Here is a 19396-nt window from a genome sequence, read left to right on the forward strand (position 1 = left end):
TTCGCAGGAATGGTTCCCGATGACCAAGATCACTCCAGAATTGCTTGAACAAATCCGTGCCCGATTTGCGCAGGTTGACCACTGCCCGCAGCAGGGACCGCGTATTTTCTTTGAAAACGCGGGTGGGGCGCTGACGCTGAATTCGGTTGTGGGCACCTCGCAGGCTTATGCTGCGATCCCTGACAATCAGGGCCGCGACAACCCGGGAAGTCACGAACTGGTGCGGGTAATCAACAAGGCCAAAGAAGATATGGCCGTGTTCATGAACGCCCCCGGTGGCCAGTTCTTTGTCGGCGAAAGCGGGACCGAGCTGCTGTTTCGATTGATCATGAACGCCTGTCTGGGCACCGCCACCGGTCGGGTACTTGGCACAACGCTGGAACATCCCGCGACCCGAAGCGCTTGCGCGCGTTGGGCCGGGGTGGCCGGGCAAGATCATGTTCTGGTGGTCCATGACGACGCCACAGGCACCGTCACAGCAGATGCTTATGCGGCGCAGGTAACGCCGGACACAAAGGTTGCGACTATCGTGCACACCTCGCCGGTGACCGGTATGGGCGTGGATGTAGCGGCTGTGGCTGCCGAGATCCGCGCCGTTGCGCCCAATTGCTTCATCATAATCGACGGTATCCAGCACGCCGCGCATGGCCGGATCGACCTGACCGCCTATGATGTCGATGGCTATGTGATCTCGCCCTACAAGGTGTTCTCGCGCCATGGTTACGGGGTGGCCTGGATTTCTGACCGGCTGACCAAGCTGCCACATAACAGCTTGATCGACGGCCCCGCCGACAATTGGGAAATGGGGACGCGCGATACCGGCTCTTACGCTACAATGTCTGACGTAGTCAGCTATTTCGAATGGCTGGGCGCACAGGTCAGCGACGCCACCGACCGGCGCGAAAAATTCGTCGCTGCCGGAGAGGCGATCCATGAGCAGGAAAAAGCGTTGACTGATGCGATGATCCGCGGAACCGGCAACCTGCCCGGGCTGGCCGAGATGGAGAAGGTGACCATTCTGGGCGGTGTCGATAACCCAGCACGCGAGGGGCTGGTGTCACTGCAGGTCGAGGGCGTGCCGTCGGTCGATGTGGTCAAGCAACTGAACGAACAAGGCATCCGTACGCATTTGCGCAAGGCCGATCACTACTCGGGCAACATCTTGACACCGCTTGGCATGGCCAGCTGCGTGCGTGTTTCGATGTGCCACTACAACAGCGTCGCCGAAGTGGCCCAGTTTCTGGGTGCAATGAAAACCATCGCCGCCTGAGGCATTTGAGAGGGGAAGCACATGAAAACGCATGCGCAAGCGGTTGTAATCGGCGGCGGCCTAGCCGGCTGTTCAATTCTGTATCATCTCGCCAAGTTGGGTTGGACCGATGTTGTCCTGCTAGAGCGGGACGAACTGACCAGCGGCTCGACCTGGCACGCGGCGGCCAACATTCATGGGCTGCATGACAACAACAATATTACCCGCATCCAGCACTATACGATGAATCTGTATAAAGAGCTGGAACAGGAAACCGGTCAAAGCTGCGGTGTGTTCCAGCCCGGCTCGCTCTATTTGGCGCAAACCGAAGAACGTGAGCATCAGCTGCGCCTGCAGGAAGCCAAGGCTAAATTTTATGGTTTGAACTTCCACGAGGTCAGTCGCGAGCAGGCCAAGGAACTGCACCCGCTGGCGCAGTTCGACGATATCCGCTGCATCATGTATGAACCCGATGGCGGCAATGTGGATCCCTCGGGCGTGCCCCACGCCTATGCTGCCGGTGCCCGCGCCATGGGAGCAACCATAGAACGGTTCTGTCCGGTGCTAGGTACGGATCAGCAACCCGACGGGTCTTGGATCGTGCGTACCGCAAAGGGCGATATTCACACGCAATGGGTGGTGAATGCCGCTGGTCTTTGGGGCCGCGAAGTTGCGGCGCTGGCGGGGCTGACTCTGCCGTTGCAACCGACCGAGCACCAGTACTTCGTGACTGAATCCATCGAAGAAGTTGCCGATCTGGGCCGTCGCCTTCCGTCAATTGCAGACCGGGATGGCGAGTACTATTTCCGTCAGGAAGGCAACGGATTGCTGATCGGGGCCTATGAGAAGGACATGAAGTTCTGGGCCGAGGACGGCACGCCGCTGGACTTTGCCCATGACCTGTTCCCCGACGATTTGGATCGGATCATGGAAAACGTGATCCGCGCTACCGAACGTGTGCCAGTTGCCGCCACCGCAGGGGTCAAACGGGTGATCAACGGGCCGATGATCTGGTCTCCGGACTCCAGCGCCTTGTGGGGTCCGGTGCCCGAACTGAAGAACTATTTCCTCTGCGGCGGACTGATCCCGGGTTTCTCGCAATCGGGTGGTCTGGGCCTGCTGGCGGCGCAGTGGATGATCGAGGGCGAGCCGCAATACGACATGTTTGCCTGGGATCTGGCCCGTTTCGGCGACTGGGCCGACAAAAAATTCACCAAGGCACGGGTCGAGGACCAGTATACCCACCGTTTTGCCATCCACTTCCCGAACGAGGAGCGTAGTGCTGGTCGCCCCGCCCGAGTCCGCCCTGCCTATGAAATGCAGAAAGACATGGGCTGTGTCTTTGGTCTGAACTGTGGCTGGGAGCATCCCCTATGGTTCGCCGATCAGCCCGGTGTACAGGAAACCAACGGCTTCACACGCCAGAACTGGTGGGAGCCGGTGGGACGTGAGGTACAGATGCTGCGGGAGAATGTGGGCGTCATCGACATATCGAATTTTGCGAATTACATCATCAAAGGACTCGGCGCGCAAGATTGGCTGGACCGCTTGGTTGCCAACCGCGTACCGACCGTGATCGGGCGGTCTTGTCTGACGCCGCTGATCTCTGTCCGTGGCGGCGTGGCTGGCGATTTCACCATAACCAAGGTGGCCGATGACGAATTCATGATGATCGGATCGGGCATGGCCGAGCGCTATCATCAACGCTTCTTCAACATGATCGACCTGCCAAAGCACACAACCTTCGAAGTCGCCACCGACCGCATAGCCGGGTTCAACGTCGCCGGTCCGAAAGCGCGTGACCTGCTGCAGCGGCTGACCAATGCAGACCTGTCGAACGAGGCGTTCCGCTTTATGCGCTCGGCCACAATTGAGGTTGCAGGTGTCACCTGTCTGGCCATCCGCGTCAGCTTTACCGGCGATCTAGGGTGGGAGTTGCACTGCGCCGAAGAAGATCAGACCCGCCTTTACGCTGCGCTGCTGGATGCGGCCAAGCTGCTGGATGGCGGCCCCGTTGGCGGCCGCGCGCTGGGGTCGTTGCGGATCGAAAAAGGTTATGGCTCATGGGGCCGTGAGTATTCGCAGGAATACTGGCCGCAAGAGGTCGGGCTGGCGGGCCTGATCAAGCTGGACAAGGATTTCCTGCACAAGGATGCGTATCTGTCGGTCAAGGACAACGCCGCGCGCGAAGTGCTGTCAATCTTCGAGGTCGAAGTCTCCGAGGATGCCGACGCTACCGGCGGTGAGCCGATTTTTAACCCGGATGGTACCCCGGTTGGCCGCGTGACATCCGGTGCATACGGCTATTCGGTCGGCAAATCGCTAGCGCTTGGCTATATAAACCCTGAGGTCGCACAACCTGGTGATACGGTCGAAGTGTTCATCCTTGGCAATCCCCATAAAGCGAAAATCCTGTCCGAGCCCCCATTTGACCCGGATGGAAACCGCCTGCGTGATGTTAAACCGGCACTGGAAGGGGCTGCTTGAGCAGCCCCGTTGCAGGTCAGCGGTTCATGCTGGCGGCGGCGTTTAGCAGCCAGTCCTGAAACAGCCTGACCGACGGTGAAACGGGTTTTTCCTTGAGACGCACGAAATAGGCCCAGGGGCTGTCCAAATCGAATTCGAATGGTTCGATCAGCAGCCCCCGGTCCACATAAGACCCGGCCAAAGAGCGGGGCAGAGCGACGCAGCCCAACGACTGCGCCGCCATCTCCATTGCCAGATTTGAAGCGTTGGTCCGCAGCCCTTCCTTCTGGTTCAGGTCTGCCAGATCAAAATGACGTGCGACCCGTTCCCAATAAGCTGGACGACCCAGAATATGGATCAGAGGTGCCTCTTGCAGTTGCGCCGGATCGGTCAGCTGCGCGCCATTGACTGTGAATTCGGGCGCACACACGACCGCAAGCTTTTCGGCCCACAGCTGCCGTGCGCCCACCGTCACATCGTCAATATGATTGACCGTTATCGAAATGTCCGAGACGTTCGGCTCGACATCAATCCAGACGGTGCCGTGTACCGTCAGGTCGATATCCGGGTGCTGGTCGCTAAAGCCCCGGATTACGTCCGGTAGCCAATTCTCGGCCAGGCTGACCGGGCAAGACACGACGACTTTGCGGGTGTGTGACCGCTGGATGACCGATTGTGTGGCCACGTCAATCTCATGCAGAGCATGCCGCACTGAAGGCAGATACGCCTCGCCCACGTCGGTCAGCGACAATGACCGGGCATGGCGCACGAACAGAGGCCGCTGCAAAAACTCTTCGAGCGAACGCACATGGTTGCTGACGGCGGATTGGGTGCAGTTCAGCTCATCTGCCGCGCTGGTAAAGCTGAGGTACCGGGCGGCGGCCTCGAAGGAGCGCAGGAAGATCAGGTGGGGCAGGTTCATCATGGCGACATTTTCCTGGGCGGGCGGATGGGTGGTACGCCGGGAATCCTGTTTCGCGGCGGGAATTGATCTGGTTCATATGCTACAATGGAGCGGAGCCAAAGCTACAAATTTTCCGGGGCCATTGCCCTCGTATTGTTTTCGTGCTGCGATGGGCAAACACACTTAGGTTTTGGCCGAACCCGAAACCTCATCTGTAGGGCATCGTGACCAACACATTTCAAACTATCGCAAAGTTTGCGCTAAATCGAAGGGTGCAGGATTTCCCCGACAGCGCGCTCGAAGCGGCAGCACTGATGCTGCTGGACACGCTGGGGATCACCATCGGGTCCGGACCGATGCAGGCCGGTCAGATCGCGCGTGACAGCGCAGTGGCGCTTTACGGTGCGGGCGATCCGGGCCTCAGCGCACGGATGCTGTTCGATGGCCGCAAGGTTAGCGTTGCCGGCGCGGCTTATGCCGCTGCGACTCAGACCGATAATCTGGATGGCCATGACGGCTATAACCCCACCAAGGGCCATATCGGTGTTGCCGTTGTGCCGGCTCTGGCGGCTTTGGCGGAAACGGTCGCGGATTTTTCCGGCCCCGAGGCGTTGGCGACCGTAACTATTGGATACGAAATCGCCGGGCGCGCCGGGATTTCGTTGCATGACACAGTCAGCGACTACCACACTTCCGGCGCATGGAACGCGTTGGGAGTTGTGGCCGTTGCCGCCCGTCTGCGCGGGCTGAGCGCAGAACGGATGCGGCAGGCCATGGGCATCGCCGAATATCACGGGCCGCGCAGTCAAATGATGCGCGAGATTGCCAACCCCACCATGCTGCATGACGGCTCGGGCTGGGGCGCGCTGGTGGGTGTATCCTCGGCAGTGCTGGCCGAGAAGGGATTTACCGGCGCGCCGGCGATCACCATAGAGGCGGATGAGGTCGCGCATCACTGGCGGGATCTGGGCAGCTTCTGGCAGATGGAAAATCAATATGTGAAGCCCTATCCGATCTGTCGTTGGGCCCATGCAGCGATCGACGCCACCAGGGCGCTGATGCGTGAATATGGCCTGTCTCATCAGGACATTGCCGCGATTCAGGTGAACACTTTCCTCGAAAGTGCCTGCCTGTTTCAGGGTATGCCGGATGACACTTCGAAGGCGCAGTATTCGCTGCCCTTCGCTGTGGCGACGATGGTCGCGCATGGCCGTATCGGGGTCGAGCATATCACCGGCGCGGGCCTCTCCGATCCGCTGGTCGCGGCGATTGTCGACCGTATCTCGGTGGCCGAGACCGCGCGCCATTCCGACCGCTTTCCTCAAAGCCGCGTTGCTGATGTCGTCATGACCTTGACGGATGGGCGGGAATTGGCGTCGGGCGACGTCCACGCGCGCGGCGGGCCCGAGGCACCCATGGACCGTGACGAAGTGATTGCCAAGTTCATGGAGTTCGCCACTCCACCGCTGGGGGTCAGCCGTGCCGCCGCCATACGCGACGCGGTTCTGGGGTTGCAGTCGCCGGACGCCAAATTCTCGGATCTCGGCGCGCTGATTTATGACGCCGCTGACAACCGCTGAAATCAGGACAACAAAAATGCCGCTAAGGCTGCTGAAATACGGGCTATCCGCCGATTACCCTGTCACCGGAGACATTCCGGCCACGCTAGAGCTTAAATCCAGTTACGATGTGGTCATCGTAGGTGGTGGCGGCCACGGACTGGGCTGTGCCCACTACCTATCAAAGTATCACGGCATCACCAATGTGGCTGTGCTGGAAAAGGGTTATCTGGCGGGCGGCAACACCGCGCGGAACACCACTACCATCCGCTCGAACTACATCACCAAAGAGGGCATCGCGTTCTACAAGGAAGGTGTGCAGCTTTACGGGGAGATGAGCGAAGAGCTGGATTTCAACGTCATGTTCAGCCAGCGCGGTCAACTGACGCTGGCCCATACCGAGGCGACGCTACGCTCGTTCCATCTGCGGGCCGAGATGGGTAAACACGCGGGCACCCGGATCGAGGTCGTTGATGCACAGACGGTCAAGGACCTGTCCCCGCATCTGAATATGGATGAGGGCGGGCCGCTGGAAATCATCGGCGGTTTGTGGCACGCCGATGGAGGCACTGCGCGGCATGATGCGGTGGCCTGGGGCTATGAAGCGCAAGCCAGTAGGCGCGGGGTGGAAATTCATCAACGTACCGAGGTTGAAGGGTTCGACGCTGCCGGCGGCAAGATCACAAAAGTGCGCACCAATCGCGGTTATATCAGTGCCGGGCAGGTGATGATTGCTGTCGGGGGCATGAACTACGATATGGCGATGAAAGCCGGGGTAGAATTGCCGATCCGTTGCTATCCGTTGCAGGCGATGGTCACGCAGCCGCTGAAACCGTGGCTGCACACGCTGGTCAGTTCGGTCAGCCTGCACACCTATCTGGTGCAGTCATCGCGAGGCGAGATCGTGATCGGCGGTGGCTCGGACCCTTATCAGCTGTATTCGACCCGCTCGACACTGGACATGAAAGAACATCTGGCCGAAGGCGCGGTACATTTGTTCCCGTTCCTGCACGGGGTGCGTCTGCTGCGACAATGGGCCGGGATTACCGACATGACGCCCGATTACTCACCCATCATGGGTGCCAGCCCATTGTCCAACCTATGGCTAGATTGCGGTTGGGGCACCTGGGGGTTCAAAGCCACTCCGGTGGCGGGCAAGTACATGGCGCAGTCCATCGCCAACCAGAAGGTCGCGCCGATACTCGAACCCTTCACAATGGAGCGTTTCGCCACCTTTGATCTGCTCAATGAAATGGGCGCAACTGCCGCGAGCCACTGACATGAAGATCCTGATCTGCCCGATGAACGGGCCCCGCAATATTAATGAATTCCAGAGCTTCGGCCCCCTGCGCGCCAACCCCGACCCGGATGCAACCAGCGATCAGGACTGGGCACGTCACCTGTTCCGTGCCAACAATTCACGTGGAACGCTGGTGGAATGGTGGCGGCACGTGCCCTCGAACTATTTCTTTCTGGCCGAGCGCAACGCCACCACGAACGAGGTGATCCGCACTTTTGACCCCTCAGAGCTGGAGCAAAGGTGATGGCCCGACTTCCCGCACCCTGGGGCAACAGGATCAATCGAGATGCGCCGGTATCGTTCGGCTTTGAAGGGCAGGCGTTTCAGGGATACGAAGGTGATGTGATCGCCTCGGCTTTGGCCGGGCAGGGGAAGTGGATGCTGTCGCGCTCGTTCAAATACCACCGACCGCGCGGTGCGATGTCGATGGCGGGCACCGAGGCCGATACGCTGGTGCAACTGCCCTCGGACCCGAACGTGCAGGCCGACCGGCATCCGATTTCGGCAGGGCTGCAAGTTAAGGCGCAGAACGTCAACGGATCACTGGCGCGAGACCGCGACGCATTCATGGACAAGCTGGGGCGATTCATGCCGGTGGGGTTCTATTATCGTACCTTCATGGGCCCGACGCGCAATAGCTGGCTGAAACTGTGGGAGCCGCTGATCCGCAAGAAGGCTGGGCTGGGCGTTCTGGATATCAACGCACCGAATGAAGACTACGAAAAGGCCAACCTGTTTTGTGACCTGCTGGTCGTCGGCGCGGGGCTGGCCGGGTTGACCGCCGCCATCGAAGCCGCCGAAGCCGGGGCTGACGTCATCCTGGCCGAGCAGGAGCCGGTATTGGGCGGCGCGCTGACCTATGGCCGCGATGTCGACAGGCTGTCCGACCTACTGGCGAAAGTGCAAAGTCTGCCGAACCTTCGCATCATGACCGATACAGTGGTGAACGGCTGGTTCGAGGACAACTGGCTGCCGCTGATCCGGGGCAACAAGCTGTTCAAGACGCGCGCGCGCGAGGTTCTGCTGGCCACCGGCTGCATCGAACAGCCCGCGATCTTCCGAAACAATGACCTGCCGGGCATCTTGCTGGGCACTGGCGCGCAACGGCTTATGCGGCACTATGGTGTGAAACCGGGCAAGCGCGCGGTGGTACTGGCCGCCAATCTCGACGGTTATCGGGTGGCGCTGGATCTGTTGGACGCAGGCGTAGAACTGGCGGCTGTGGTTGATCCGCGCCCCGGCGGCAGCGGCAGTGAGCTTGGCCAGCAACTGGCAACAAGGGGAACGCGTGTCATTCACGGCGCCGTGGGCGAGGCGCGTGGCAAGACCCATGTTACCGGCGTAAAGGTCGGAGGCGACTGGCTAGATTGCGATCTGTTGGTAATTTCGGTCGGCTATGCGCCAATGTGGCAACTGCCCTGTCATGCTGGCGCGAACCTTGGGTACAATGAAACGGCGGCGCGGTTTTCCCTGTCTCTGCCAGACGCTCCGCTGGGCATTGCCGGGGGTGTTGCCGGGGTCTTTGCGCCTGATGCGGTGGTGGCCGATGCGCAACGCGCGGCACAGACGGCGTTGACTCGTCTGGGGCTGCCAACCCGCGACATCGCGCAGGTTGAAGATGTCGAGGCTGCGTTGACGAATTTCGAACCGGCAATCGCCGGGCATCCCAAGGGCAAGGATTTTGTCGACCGGGACGAGGATATTCAGATCAAGGACCTGCAAAACGCGGTTAAGGAAGGCTATCGCGAGCTGGAGCTGATCAAGCGCTTTACCACAGTTGGTATGGGGCCGTCACAAGGGCGGCACTCGGCGCTGGCCACCGCCCGGGTGGTGGCCAAGGCGACCGACCGCACAATCGGGCAGATCGGCGTGACTACCGCCCGTCCGCCCTTTGGCCCCGAAACGCTGGGCGTGCTGTCTGGTCATCATCACCCGGCAGACAGGCGCACCGCGCTGCATCACGAACATATCCGGTTGGGGGCGGACATGCGCCCGGTCGGAGCGTGGTGGCGGCCTTATTTCTACGGCCCCAAACAAGACGCCAAGCGCCTTATCGAAGAAGAGGTGCATGCGGTGCGCAATGGGGTCGGCGTGCTGGATGTTTCAACTCTGGGCGGGCTCGAGGTGCGTGGCCCGGATGCGGGCGAATTCCTCAACCGCATTTACACCATGGCCTATAAAAAGCAGCCTGTGGGCCGCTGCCGGTACTGCCTGATGACAAACGAAATGGGCACGGTGATCGACGATGGCGTGGCGTATCGACTGGCCGAGGATCTGTTCTATGTCACCGCCACCACCGGGGCCGTGGCGCGGGTTTATTCGGATATGTTGTTCTGGAATGCGCAGTGGCGGTTGGATGTGGATGTGCTGAACGTCACCTCGGCCTTCTCGGGCTTCAACATTACCGGTCCCAAGGCGCGCTCCGTGGTCGAAGCGCTGGACAGCGACATCGATTTCTCGCGCGATGGCTTTGCCTATCTCGACGGGCGTAGCGGCATGGTGGCCGGGGTGCCGGTGCGCGCCATGCGGATTGGGTTCACCGGCGAGTTGAGCTACGAGCTGCACTGCCCGACCAGCTATGCCAACACCCTGTGGGATGCGGTGATAGCGGCGGGTCACGCGCACGAGTTGCGCCCTTACGGGCTGGAAGCCAGCCGGATTCTGCGGTTGGAGAAAGGCCATATCCTGATTGGTCAGGACACCGACGCGCTGACCTCGCCGGATGAGCTGGGGTTCGAATGGGCGATCTCGAAGACCAAGCCGTTTTTCGTGGGCAAGCGCTCAACCGAGATGCGCCGAAACAAAGGCCTGCCGCGCAAGCTGGTCGGGCTGACATTCGACGGGCCAGATGTACCGGGGGAAAGCTGTCTGGTACTGAGGGACGATGTACCGGTGGGGCATGTGACCTCGGTCCTGTGGTCGCCGACGCTGAACACCCATATCGCGCTGGCATATGTGCATGGCGATGACGCTACACAAGGATCGCAGGTCACGGTGAAGTGCCGCAATGGCAAGCGCGTCGTTACAACTGTGCGCGGCCAAACCTTTTTTGATCCTGAAAACAAACGGCAGGAGGTGTGATGATGCGAACCTATCCGCTTGACCCAAAGGGCGCTGCTGAAGACACACCGCTGGTTTCCGGGCAGATTTTCCTGCAGGACCTGACCCATACGCCGCGTTTTGGCCTCAAGGGCCGAGGCACAGTGGCGTTTTTGCAATCGCGGGGCCTAAAGGTGTCAGACGTCAACGAAACCGCCGATGGCCTTCTGCGTCTGGGTCAGGAAGAGGTGGTGGTACTGGATGCGCCTGCCGACCTGTATGCCCGGTGGCAAGTCGCCGCCACGCCAAAGGGCTATTATTCCTGGCGCGAGGAAACCTGGGCCATGATGCACCTGACCGGCCCGCGCCTGTTCAATCTGCTGGCCAAGATTTGCACGGTCGACCTGTCGCCCGGTGCCTTTCCAGTGGGAAAGATCGCCCAGACCCGCGTGGGCTATGTCGAGGCAATCACATGGCGCAACGACCGCAAAGGTGTGGGGTTCGATGTCCTTTTTGACATCGCCGCCACTGCTTTTTTCGCCAACGCGGTAGCCATTGCCAGCGCCGAGTTCCAACCGGAGGTACCCGCATGAAATCCCCCACCGTGATCTTGCACACCGATAACCCCGACGCTGCCCGTGCGGTTCTTGCTGAGGGTCATCCCGATCTGCCGATCCACACCAGCGACAGCTACGAGGCGCTCACGGGTTTGATCGAGGATACAGGGGCTGAGGTTGTCTATTCCGTTCGCTTTGCGGGCACCCCCGGCTTTCCACGCGCAGCACTGGTCGAGAACCCGCAAATCAAATGGGCTTCGGTCGGCGGCTCGGGCACCGATCACCTGAACCCTTGGAACCCTGATGAGGTAACGGTGACAAATGCCGCCGGGGTCGCCGCCGATATGATGGCACAATATGCGCTGGGGGCGATGCTGCATTTCACGCTGGATTTCCCGGGCTTTCGTGCCGCGCAGGCGCGGCGGGATTGGATCGGCGGCAAAGTCGAGCCCATCGACAGCAAGACGGTGCTGATCATCGGCCTTGGCAAAACCGGAGAGGCTGTTGCGGCACGGTCCAAAGCTATGGGGCTGAACACAATCGGTGTACGGGCCCGCCCGAAACCGACCCCCAACGTGGACGAGGTACACGGGATGGAGGCTTTGCCTGATCTCTGGCCACGCGCTGACTTTATCGTCGTTTGCGTACCACTGCTGGACAGCACGCGCGGTCTGGTCGGGGCGGAGGCTTTTGCCGCCATGAAACCGACGACGGTGATAATCGACGTCTCGCGAGGTGGGGTAATTGACGAAGCACCTCTACTGGCCGCGCTGGAACAGAACCGGATCAGAGGCGCGGCGCTGGACGTGTTCGTTACCGAACCGCTGCCTCAGGGGCACAGGTTCTGGGAACTGGACAACGTGATCGTCACACCGCACTGCAGCTCGGTCTATGACGGCTGGGATCTGAAATCGGTCCGCATGTTTTCCGAGAACCTGATGCGCTATCGCAAGGGCGAGGTGCTGAACAACATCGTAAATCCACAACGGGGATACTAGGTCAATGGCACGAGACAGACGCAGCGGCGGGCGACGCGGCAAATCCGGGCGCGCGGCGGCGGGAATCGAACAGCTGCTCTGGCAACAGGTGCGCAACAGCTATCCGCCGTTCGAGCTGTTGAACCCTGAACAGATGGAACAGCTGCATACAACCTCGATGCGCATTCTGTCCGAGGCCGGTATCCGGGTGATGGGCGACAATGTTATGGACATTTTCGAACGCGCGGGGGCCATCGTAGACCGCGACACCAAGACCATCCGTATGGACGAAACCATTGTCGCCGAAGCGTTGAAAACGGTGCCCTCGGAATTCACGCTGACCTCTCGCAACCGCGCGAAACAGATTACGCTGGGCGGCGATCATGTGAATTTTGGTTTGGTTGCCGGGCCGCCGAACGTACATGACTGTATCAATGGCCGCCGTCAGGGTAATTATGATGACTATTGCAACTTCATCCGGTTGGCGCATCATTTCAACGCTATCCATCTGATCGGCAATCAGGTGATGGCCCCGATCGAAATGCCCGCCAACAACCGTCATCTGGACACCTACAACGCCAACCTGAGCTATAGCGACCTGAGCTTTCACTGCACCGCTATCGGGCGCGGGCGGGCGATGGATGGCATCAACATGATGGCGATTTCGCGCGGTCAGAAACCTGAGGATATGCGCGGCGATCCGGGAGTGATCACAATCATTTCGGTGAACTCTCCACGCCTGTTCGACGATGCCATGGGTGACGGCCTGATCGCGATGGCCGAGTATGGTCAACCTGTGACGGTCACGCCATTCACTCTGATGGGGGCAATGACACCGGTCACGCTTCCTGCCGCGCTGGCGCAACAGAACGCCGAGGCGCTGTTCGGTGTGGTGCTGACGCAGTTGGTCAGCCCGGGAGCGCCTGTCATGTATGGCTCATTCACCTCGAATGTGGACATGAAATCCGGGGCTCCGGCCTTTGGCACACCGGAAAATGCCAAGGCGAATATTGTCGGCGGGCAGCTGGCGCGGCGCTATGGCATTCCGTACCGGACATCGAACGCAAATGCATCCAACGTGGTGGATTTGCAGGCGGCATACGAAACGATGATGGCCACATGGGGCGCGGTTCTGGGAGGGGCCAATATCGTCTATCATGCCGCCGGCTGGCTTGAAGGCGGGCTGACCGCATCTTATGAGAAATTCGTCATGGATATCGAGATCATCCAGAACATGATGGAATTCCTAAAGCCGATGAAATTTGACACGGATGAACTGGGCCTGGACACCATCAAATCGGTGCCCACTGGCGGCCATTTCTTTGGCGTCGATCACACGATGGAACGCTATGAGACCGCGTTCTACAAACCGATGCTGTCCGACTGGCAGAACTATGAAAACTGGGAGGCGGCCGGAGCCAAGGACGCACTGCAACGCGCCACCGAGGTTTGGCAGCAGGCGCTACGCGAGTATCAGATGCCCGAGATGGACCCCTCTGTGCGTGAGGAGCTGGATGCCTATATCGCCAAACGCAAGGAAGAGATCGGCAGCGGCGAACCCTGATGGAATATCGGGGCAGGGGGGTCGACCGCTGCCCCGGTTCGGTTACAGCAGATCGAACAACCGGCCCGGCAGCGCCTCGTGGCGTGGCAGACCCAGCGCCCGCATCATGCAGAACATCATCGCCTGATTTGAGGTCACCACCGGCTTGTCCAGCGTGTCCTCGATCTGCTCGATGGCCTCGACTGCGCGCATGTCGGTGCAGCTGAGCACGACGGCTTGCGCGTCCGGGTGGTCTGCCTCACAGGCGAGGTCGTAAACCTCGTCCGGGGTCAGCTCTCCTTGTCCATAATTGCCCAGCTCGCGACCAACGTCGGCGCAACGCACGGTTTCGATGTCGTTTGCGGCCATGAAATCCATCGCCTGCGTGTTGATCTCGCCCAGATAGGGCGAGGAAAAGCTCACTTTCGTCACCCCAAGCGCCTGAATGGCAGCGATCAGCGATCCGGCGGCTGTCAGCGATTGCGCTCCCGATCCGGCCTTGATCTGCTGCGCCAGATCGGCGTCGAAAGACGGTCCATGGGTCAGCGTGGCCGAGGTGCAGCCGTACAGCACCACATCTGGCCGCACGCCCGAAATCATCCGCAAATCGTGGCTGATGTCCGAGGCCCCAAGCCCCGCCATCTGGTCAGAACCGGGGATTTCATCGACATCATAACCACCCATGCGCTGGAAATGCACGGTGGTATCCGGGCAGCGCATCAAGGCCATATCGGCCTCGAGGTTGGTGTTGGTGAAGGGCACCAGAACGCCGATCTTGGCCCGGGTACGCGTTTCGTGGCTCATGACGTTACCTTTCTCAGAACGGCCAGACAGCGATCCATTACCGGCGTGTCGCAGATCGTGGCGCGCAGGCAGTCGGACAGACCATAGCCGCCCATACCGCGCATCAGCAGTTTCTCGGCCCGTAGCGCGGCGTCGGCATGTTGCGCCTGCTCGGTCGAGGCAAAGCGGATCAGCACGAAATTGGTGTGGCTGTCCGGTACGATCAGCCCCAGATCGCGGCAGTCCTCCGCGAGCCGATCGCGAATGGTTGCCGTTTTCGCGACCACGTCCCGCATATGCGCCTGATCGCGCATCGCCGCCGCTGCCGCAGCCTGCGAGGCAATCGAGATGTTGTTGGGGTTCAACAGCTTGCGCAGCTCTCTGGCGATGTCGGTGGGGAAATAGCCCCACCCGGCGCGCGCCCCGGCAAGCCCGTAAGCCTTGGAGAAGGTGCGGGTGATCACGGTATCCCCCCGATCAGCCAGCGCGAAAATCTCTGCTGGATCGTTGGCTTGGTCGGCGAACTCGGCATAGGCCTGATCGACCACCAGCAGCACGTCGCCGGGTAGCGCGTTGCGCAGGCGCAGGATGTCGGCATTCGGGATCAGGGTGCCGGTGGGATTGCCCGGGTTACAGACAAACACGATACGGGTCGCCGGGGTGACGGCGGCCAGAACCGCGTCGACGGATACGGTCAGATCGACCTCGGGCGCGGCGACGTATTCGGCCTGCGCCTGCGCCGTGGCCGAGGCCACGAAGGCATAGCCATACTGCGTGCCCAGCACGTGATCGCCGGGCCCGGCAAAGGCGCGGATCAGGCAGCCGATCAGCTCCATCGAGCCCGCGCCACACAGCACCCGCGCCGGGTCGACCCCGTGTACCCCGGCAATGGCCGCGCGCATGTCGGGCCATTCGGGATCGGGGTAGAGCGTCAGATCAGCCAGCGCTGCCTGCCCGGCCGCCACGGCGGACGGACTGGCCGGAAAGGCGCTTTCGTTCTGCGCCAGCGAGATGGTGCCTTCACCACCCAGATCGGCCAGCGCATAGGCGCCCATGGCGCCGACATGAGAAACCGGACGGATCATACGTCACCTCCGTAGGCATTGGCGCCCTCGGCGCTGACCAGACCGCGTTTGAGGTCCAGCGCCAGCGCGTCCCGATCACGGTCTGCCGGGTCGCCGAAACCGCCGCCGCCCGGGGTGTCGAAGATCAGGTAATCGCCACCTTCGACCCGCAGCTCTCCCTTGCCGGGAATGTCGCTGTCGCCATCACGGAACCGGATGCGCCCCGGCGCGCCGGGCTGACCGCCCATGCGGCCCAGGGCGGGGAATTTCAGCCGCTCGACCGACAGGAACACGATGAAGGGCGCGCCGTTGGCCGATGTCATCTCGATCCGCTGCCCAAGCCCGCCGCGATACTTGCCCGCGCCACCGGAATCCGCGCGCAGCTCGCGTCGCCAGATGGTCACCGGCGCGACGCTTTCGGTGATCTCCACCTGCGAACCGAACACGCCCGAGGGGTAGGCGGTGGCTGACAGACCATCCGCATGCGGCCGTGCACCGGTGCCGCCATTATGTACCGGTTCCACTGCGAATTCGCGCCCACCATCGCGGGCCACCTCGGGGGCGTGGCGCATGGGCAGGTCGAACATGCAGCTTGCGCCCTCGGCGGGCACTTCATCAGGTAGTGCCTGATGCAGACAGCCCAGCACCAGATCGGGTGTCACCTGACCCAGCGTGTGCCGCATCGCCACCGGCACCGGGCGCTGTGCGTTCAGGATGCAGCCCTTGGGGCCGTCGACGGTGAACGGCTCCAGCGATCCGGCATTGTTGGGGATGTCCGAGCCGACGATGCAGCGCAGCGCGAACACCGTATAGGCGGTGGCATAGTTCAGCGGCACGTTGATGCCCTTGCGCGAACAGCCCGAGGTGCCGGTGAAATCCACATGCATCCCCGATTTACTGACGGTCAGCGCGGCGTGCAGTTCCAGCTCATTCTCATAGCCGTCCATTTTCAGGACGTTTTTGTAGATACCTTCGGGCACCTCGGCGATGGCCTCAAGCGTGCCACGGCGCGAAGTGTCGATGATATAGGACCCCAGCGCATCCAGATCGGTCAGGCCGAACTCTTCCATCATCGAAACCAGCCGGTTCACCCCGGCCTCGCAACAGGCGATCAGGGCATAGATGTCACCCTCGTTGGCGATGGGCTCGCGGCTGTTGGCGCGGATGATGTCCAGCAGCAGCGCGTTTGGGGTGCCTTCCTCGACCAGTTTGCAGGGCGGAATCAGCAGCCCCTCGTCATAGATGTCGGAGCCTTCGGGGCCCATGCCCAGACCACCCAGATCAACTAGATGCGAGGTGCACGAGGTAAAGCCCACCACCTTGCCATCCTTGAACGCGGGCATCATCAACAGGAAGTCGTTCAGATGCCCCGAGGCCAGCCACGGATCGTTGGTCATGTAGATATCGCCCGGTTTCATGGTCTGAACCGGGAAGGCGGCGCGCAGATGCTGCACCGCTTCGGCCATGGTGTTGATATGGCCCGGCGTGCCGGTTACCGCCTGTGCCAGCATCCGGCCGTTGACGTCGAAGATCCCGGCGGAGATATCGCCGCATTCGCGCACGATGGGCGAAAAGGCGGCGCGGATCAGGGTTTGGCCTTGTTCTTCGACCACTGCCAGCAAACGGTTCCACATCACTTGTAGGCGGGCGGGGGAAAGATCGGTCGCCATCATGCGCCTCCTTTCTGGTCCTGAACCAGGACGAGGTTTCCTATGGCGTCCACATGGGCCGAGAAATCAGTCGAGACCAGCGTGGTGGTCTGCGGCTCGTGGATCAGCGCCGGGCCGCGCACATGGTCGCCGGACTTCAGATCGGCCCGCGCCACGAAGGCGGCCTGTTTCAGCGCGCCGTCCACATCGCAGGTAATCGGGCGAGTGTCGGGTGCGGTGAAGGTCGTCAATGCAGGTGTAGCGGGCACTGGTGGCACGGCGCTGTCAAGGGTCGCGACGCGCACCGCCCAGTTGAGAATCTCAATCTGCATCCCCGGCACCGGGCGTGAGAACTGCTTGCGATATTCTTCCTCAAAGGCGGTGGTCAGCGGTGCAATATCGTCTGCCGTCAGATGCCGGTCGGGCAGAGTGATCTCGATCTCGTGACCCTGACCGTTGTAGCGCATGAAGGCGGTGCGCTGTGTTTCGGTCGGGGCATCGCCCGCGCCCTGGGCAACCACGCCTTTGGCTTCGGAAATCATTGCGTCGAACATCGCGTTGATCTCATCCATGTCCATGCTGTCCAACAGCGAATAGCGCGAGCGGACGATTTCGAACGAAACGGGTGCGAACAGGAAGCCCACGGCAGACCCCACGCCCGGATTGGGCGGGATTACAATGCGGCTAACCCCGGCGGATCGTGCCACCCGGCTGGCATGCAACGGCCCGTTGCCGCCAAAGGCAATCATCGTGCGCGGTCCAAGATCCTTGCCCGATTCCACCGCGTGCATCCGGCCCGCGCTGGCCATGCTTTCGTCGACGATGCGGCTGACGCCGTCGGCTGAGCCAACGGCATCGAGATCTAGTTTCGACCCGATCACCCGGCTCAGCGACTGTTTCGAGCCTTCGGGGTCCAGCTTGATATGCCCCTCGGCAAATGTGTCGGGCACGATGTAGCCCAGCGTAATGTCGCTGTCTGTCACAGTGGGCTCGGTGCCGCCGCGCATGAAGGCCACGGGTCCGGGTTCAGACCCCGCCGATTTCGGACCCACGGTCAGGCGTCCCAGCCGGTCAACCCCGGCGATGGACCCACCGCCCGCGCCGATCTCGATCATCTCTATCACCGGGATGCGCACTGGCATGCCCGAGCCCTTTATGAACCGCGCGGCGCGGGCGATCTCGAACTGGCGCGAGGTCTGCGGGCGGGCCTTGTCGATCAGGCACATCTTAGCGGTGGTGCCGCCAACGTCAAAGGACAGCACCTGATCCAGCCCGGTGCGGGCGGCGATGCGGGCGGCCAGAATGGCCCCTCCGGCGGGGCCGGATTCCACCAGCCGGATCGGAAAACGCGCGGCGGTGCGCACGGTGCACATGCCGCCGCCCGCCGTCATCATCAGGATCGGACAGGTCACGCCCTCGGCCTCGAACCGGTCGACGAAACGGGCCAGATAGGTCTGCATCAGCGGCTGGATATAAGCATTGGCAACGGTGGTGCACAGCCGGTCGAACTCGCGCGCCTCGGGGCTGACCTCGGACGAGATCGAGACGGTCAGATCGGGCCGCTTCTCAGCCAGCACATCGCGTAGGCGGCGTTCATGGGCGGGGTTGGCATAAGCGTGCATCAGGCAGATCGCTATAGCCTCTGCGCCGCTCGCGTCGATATCGGCCAGCAGTGCGTCGATGGCCGAGTCTTCGAGCTCGATCAATACCTGACCACCCGCCGACATGCGTTCGCGCACGGTCAGAGCACGCTCGCGCGGCACCAGCAGGTCAGGCTTCTCGAGGTTGATATCGTATTGCGAATAACGCCGCTCATACGCGATTTCCAGGATGTCGCGAAAGCCTTCGGTGGTCACCGTCGCCACCACCGCGCCGCGACGTTCGATCAGCGCATTGGTCGCCAGGGTGGTGCCGTGGATAAAGCCGGTCACCTGATCCAGCGTCCGGCCCGATTGCTGCATTACTCGCGCGGCCCCTTCCATGGCGCCGTCGGCAGGGTTCTGATGGGTGGTCAGGGTCTTGGTGGAGGCCAGGATTGTCTCTTCGCCAGAGACAAGGACCGTATCGGTGAAGGTGCCGCCAATATCGATGGCCAGGCGCAGCGTTTGAGTTGTCATGAGGTCTTCCGAAATTCCTGTAATCGCAGCGTGAAGCAAAAGGCCCGAGGCCCTGCTTTATGCAAGGATCACAAGATCACAGCCGGTTGCGCGGCGGTCCGTAGGATTCGGAATGTCAGTCTGTGTCATGGGCGAAATGTGCAGTTTCAAGATAGCGGCAGCAAGCTGGATTACGACAGAAAGGCCTGC

Annotated in this window: 14 protein-coding genes; 9 read left to right on the top strand and 5 right to left on the bottom strand. The window is 61.3% G+C overall.

Annotation, left to right across the window (positions count from 1 at the left end; genetic code table 11):
• Positions 1 to 19: 19 nt before the first annotated feature.
• Both ACR0KC_RS10700 and ACR0KC_RS10705 read left to right on the top strand, forming a co-directional pair.
• Positions 20 to 1270, top strand: a complete 1251-nt coding sequence (locus ACR0KC_RS10700) for an aminotransferase class V-fold PLP-dependent enzyme (protein WP_480771826.1) — start codon at positions 20 to 22, stop codon at positions 1268 to 1270.
• Positions 1271 to 1291: 21 nt separating this feature from the next.
• Positions 1292 to 3736, top strand: a complete 2445-nt coding sequence (locus tag ACR0KC_RS10705; RefSeq protein WP_480771827.1) for a GcvT family protein — start codon at positions 1292 to 1294, stop codon at positions 3734 to 3736.
• Between the two features lie 16 nt (positions 3737 to 3752).
• Here the strand turns inward: ACR0KC_RS10705 and ACR0KC_RS10710 are convergent, their stop codons facing one another.
• On the bottom strand, positions 3753 to 4640 hold the full coding sequence (locus ACR0KC_RS10710; RefSeq protein ID WP_170394131.1) for a LysR substrate-binding domain-containing protein: 888 nt from the start codon (positions 4638 to 4640) through the stop codon (positions 3753 to 3755).
• A gap of 203 nt (positions 4641 to 4843) precedes the next feature.
• Between ACR0KC_RS10710 and ACR0KC_RS10715 the strand changes: the two genes are divergently transcribed.
• The 7 genes from ACR0KC_RS10715 to ACR0KC_RS10745 are packed head-to-tail and all read left to right on the top strand — an operon-like array spanning position 4844 to position 13615.
• The gene (locus tag ACR0KC_RS10715) at positions 4844 to 6199 is read left to right on the top strand and encodes an MmgE/PrpD family protein (protein WP_480771828.1); all 1356 of its coding nucleotides are present in this window, start codon (positions 4844 to 4846) and stop codon (positions 6197 to 6199) included.
• A gap of 16 nt (positions 6200 to 6215) precedes the next feature.
• Positions 6216 to 7457, top strand: coding sequence for an FAD-dependent oxidoreductase (locus ACR0KC_RS10720; RefSeq protein WP_480771829.1), 1242 nt, complete (start codon positions 6216 to 6218; stop codon positions 7455 to 7457).
• 1 nt (position 7458) lies between these two features.
• A complete protein-coding gene (locus ACR0KC_RS10725; RefSeq protein WP_170511596.1) occupies positions 7459 to 7722 on the top strand; it encodes a sarcosine oxidase subunit delta in 264 nt (87 codons plus the stop codon).
• Complete coding sequence (locus ACR0KC_RS10730) at positions 7722 to 10559, top strand: 2Fe-2S iron-sulfur cluster-binding protein (RefSeq protein ID WP_480771830.1); 2838 nt, start codon at positions 7722 to 7724, stop codon at positions 10557 to 10559. Before ACR0KC_RS10725 ends, ACR0KC_RS10730 begins: the two co-directional genes overlap by 1 nt.
• Positions 10559 to 11110 (top strand): hypothetical protein, encoded by a 552-nt coding sequence (locus ACR0KC_RS10735; RefSeq protein ID WP_480771831.1) that lies wholly within the window; start codon positions 10559 to 10561, stop codon positions 11108 to 11110. The genes ACR0KC_RS10730 and ACR0KC_RS10735 overlap by 1 nt, the downstream gene beginning before the upstream one ends.
• Positions 11107 to 12072: a D-2-hydroxyacid dehydrogenase gene (locus ACR0KC_RS10740; protein ID WP_480706397.1), complete on the top strand. Its 966-nt coding sequence runs from the start codon at positions 11107 to 11109 to the stop codon at positions 12070 to 12072. The genes ACR0KC_RS10735 and ACR0KC_RS10740 overlap by 4 nt, the downstream gene beginning before the upstream one ends.
• A 4-nt stretch (positions 12073 to 12076) precedes the next feature.
• Positions 12077 to 13615, top strand: a complete 1539-nt coding sequence (locus tag ACR0KC_RS10745; RefSeq protein WP_480771832.1) for a trimethylamine methyltransferase family protein — start codon at positions 12077 to 12079, stop codon at positions 13613 to 13615.
• Positions 13616 to 13657: 42 nt separating this feature from the next.
• Here ACR0KC_RS10745 and ACR0KC_RS10750 read toward each other — a convergent pair whose 3' ends face one another.
• Genes ACR0KC_RS10750 through ACR0KC_RS10765 form a run of 4 tightly spaced genes read right to left on the bottom strand, consistent with a single transcriptional unit; the run spans position 13658 to position 19207 of the window.
• Complete coding sequence (locus ACR0KC_RS10750) at positions 13658 to 14398, bottom strand: maleate cis-trans isomerase family protein (RefSeq protein ID WP_480771833.1); 741 nt, start codon at positions 14396 to 14398, stop codon at positions 13658 to 13660.
• Positions 14395 to 15462 carry a pyridoxal phosphate-dependent aminotransferase gene (locus tag ACR0KC_RS10755; RefSeq protein ID WP_480562160.1) on the bottom strand — a complete coding sequence of 356 codons (1068 nt, stop codon included), beginning with the start codon at positions 15460 to 15462 and terminating at the stop codon, positions 14395 to 14397. The genes ACR0KC_RS10750 and ACR0KC_RS10755 overlap by 4 nt, the downstream gene beginning before the upstream one ends.
• A complete protein-coding gene (locus ACR0KC_RS10760) occupies positions 15459 to 17111 on the bottom strand; it encodes a hydantoinase B/oxoprolinase family protein (RefSeq protein ID WP_480771834.1) in 1653 nt (550 codons plus the stop codon). The genes ACR0KC_RS10755 and ACR0KC_RS10760 overlap by 4 nt, the downstream gene beginning before the upstream one ends.
• On the bottom strand, positions 17111 to 19207 hold the full coding sequence (locus ACR0KC_RS10765; protein WP_480771835.1) for a hydantoinase/oxoprolinase family protein: 2097 nt from the start codon (positions 19205 to 19207) through the stop codon (positions 17111 to 17113). The genes ACR0KC_RS10760 and ACR0KC_RS10765 overlap by 1 nt, the downstream gene beginning before the upstream one ends.
• Between the last annotated feature and the right edge of the window lie 189 nt (positions 19208 to 19396).

Source organism: Ruegeria sp. CF3 (genome assembly GCF_056537365.1).

Bases quoted from the DNA above. Each gene is read 5' to 3' on its own strand.
- ACR0KC_RS10700 (WP_480771826.1), top strand. From the start codon at position 20: ATGACCAAGATCACTCCAGAATTGCTTGAACAAATCCGTGCCCGATTT.
- ACR0KC_RS10705 (WP_480771827.1), top strand. From the start codon at position 1,292: ATGAAAACGCATGCGCAAGCGGTTGTAATCGGCGGCGGCCTAGCCGGC.
- ACR0KC_RS10710 (WP_170394131.1), bottom strand. From the start codon at position 4,640: ATGATGAACCTGCCCCACCTGATCTTCCTGCGCTCCTTCGAGGCCGCC.
- ACR0KC_RS10720 (WP_480771829.1), top strand. From the start codon at position 6,216: ATGCCGCTAAGGCTGCTGAAATACGGGCTATCCGCCGATTACCCTGTC.
- ACR0KC_RS10725 (WP_170511596.1), top strand. From the start codon at position 7,459: ATGAAGATCCTGATCTGCCCGATGAACGGGCCCCGCAATATTAATGAA.
- ACR0KC_RS10730 (WP_480771830.1), top strand. From the start codon at position 7,722: ATGGCCCGACTTCCCGCACCCTGGGGCAACAGGATCAATCGAGATGCG.
- ACR0KC_RS10735 (WP_480771831.1), top strand. From the start codon at position 10,559: ATGATGCGAACCTATCCGCTTGACCCAAAGGGCGCTGCTGAAGACACA.
- ACR0KC_RS10740 (WP_480706397.1), top strand. From the start codon at position 11,107: ATGAAATCCCCCACCGTGATCTTGCACACCGATAACCCCGACGCTGCC.
- ACR0KC_RS10745 (WP_480771832.1), top strand. From the start codon at position 12,077: ATGGCACGAGACAGACGCAGCGGCGGGCGACGCGGCAAATCCGGGCGC.
- ACR0KC_RS10750 (WP_480771833.1), bottom strand. From the start codon at position 14,398: ATGAGCCACGAAACGCGTACCCGGGCCAAGATCGGCGTTCTGGTGCCC.
- ACR0KC_RS10755 (WP_480562160.1), bottom strand. From the start codon at position 15,462: ATGATCCGTCCGGTTTCTCATGTCGGCGCCATGGGCGCCTATGCGCTG.
- ACR0KC_RS10760 (WP_480771834.1), bottom strand. From the start codon at position 17,111: ATGGCGACCGATCTTTCCCCCGCCCGCCTACAAGTGATGTGGAACCGT.
- ACR0KC_RS10765 (WP_480771835.1), bottom strand. From the start codon at position 19,207: ATGACAACTCAAACGCTGCGCCTGGCCATCGATATTGGCGGCACCTTC.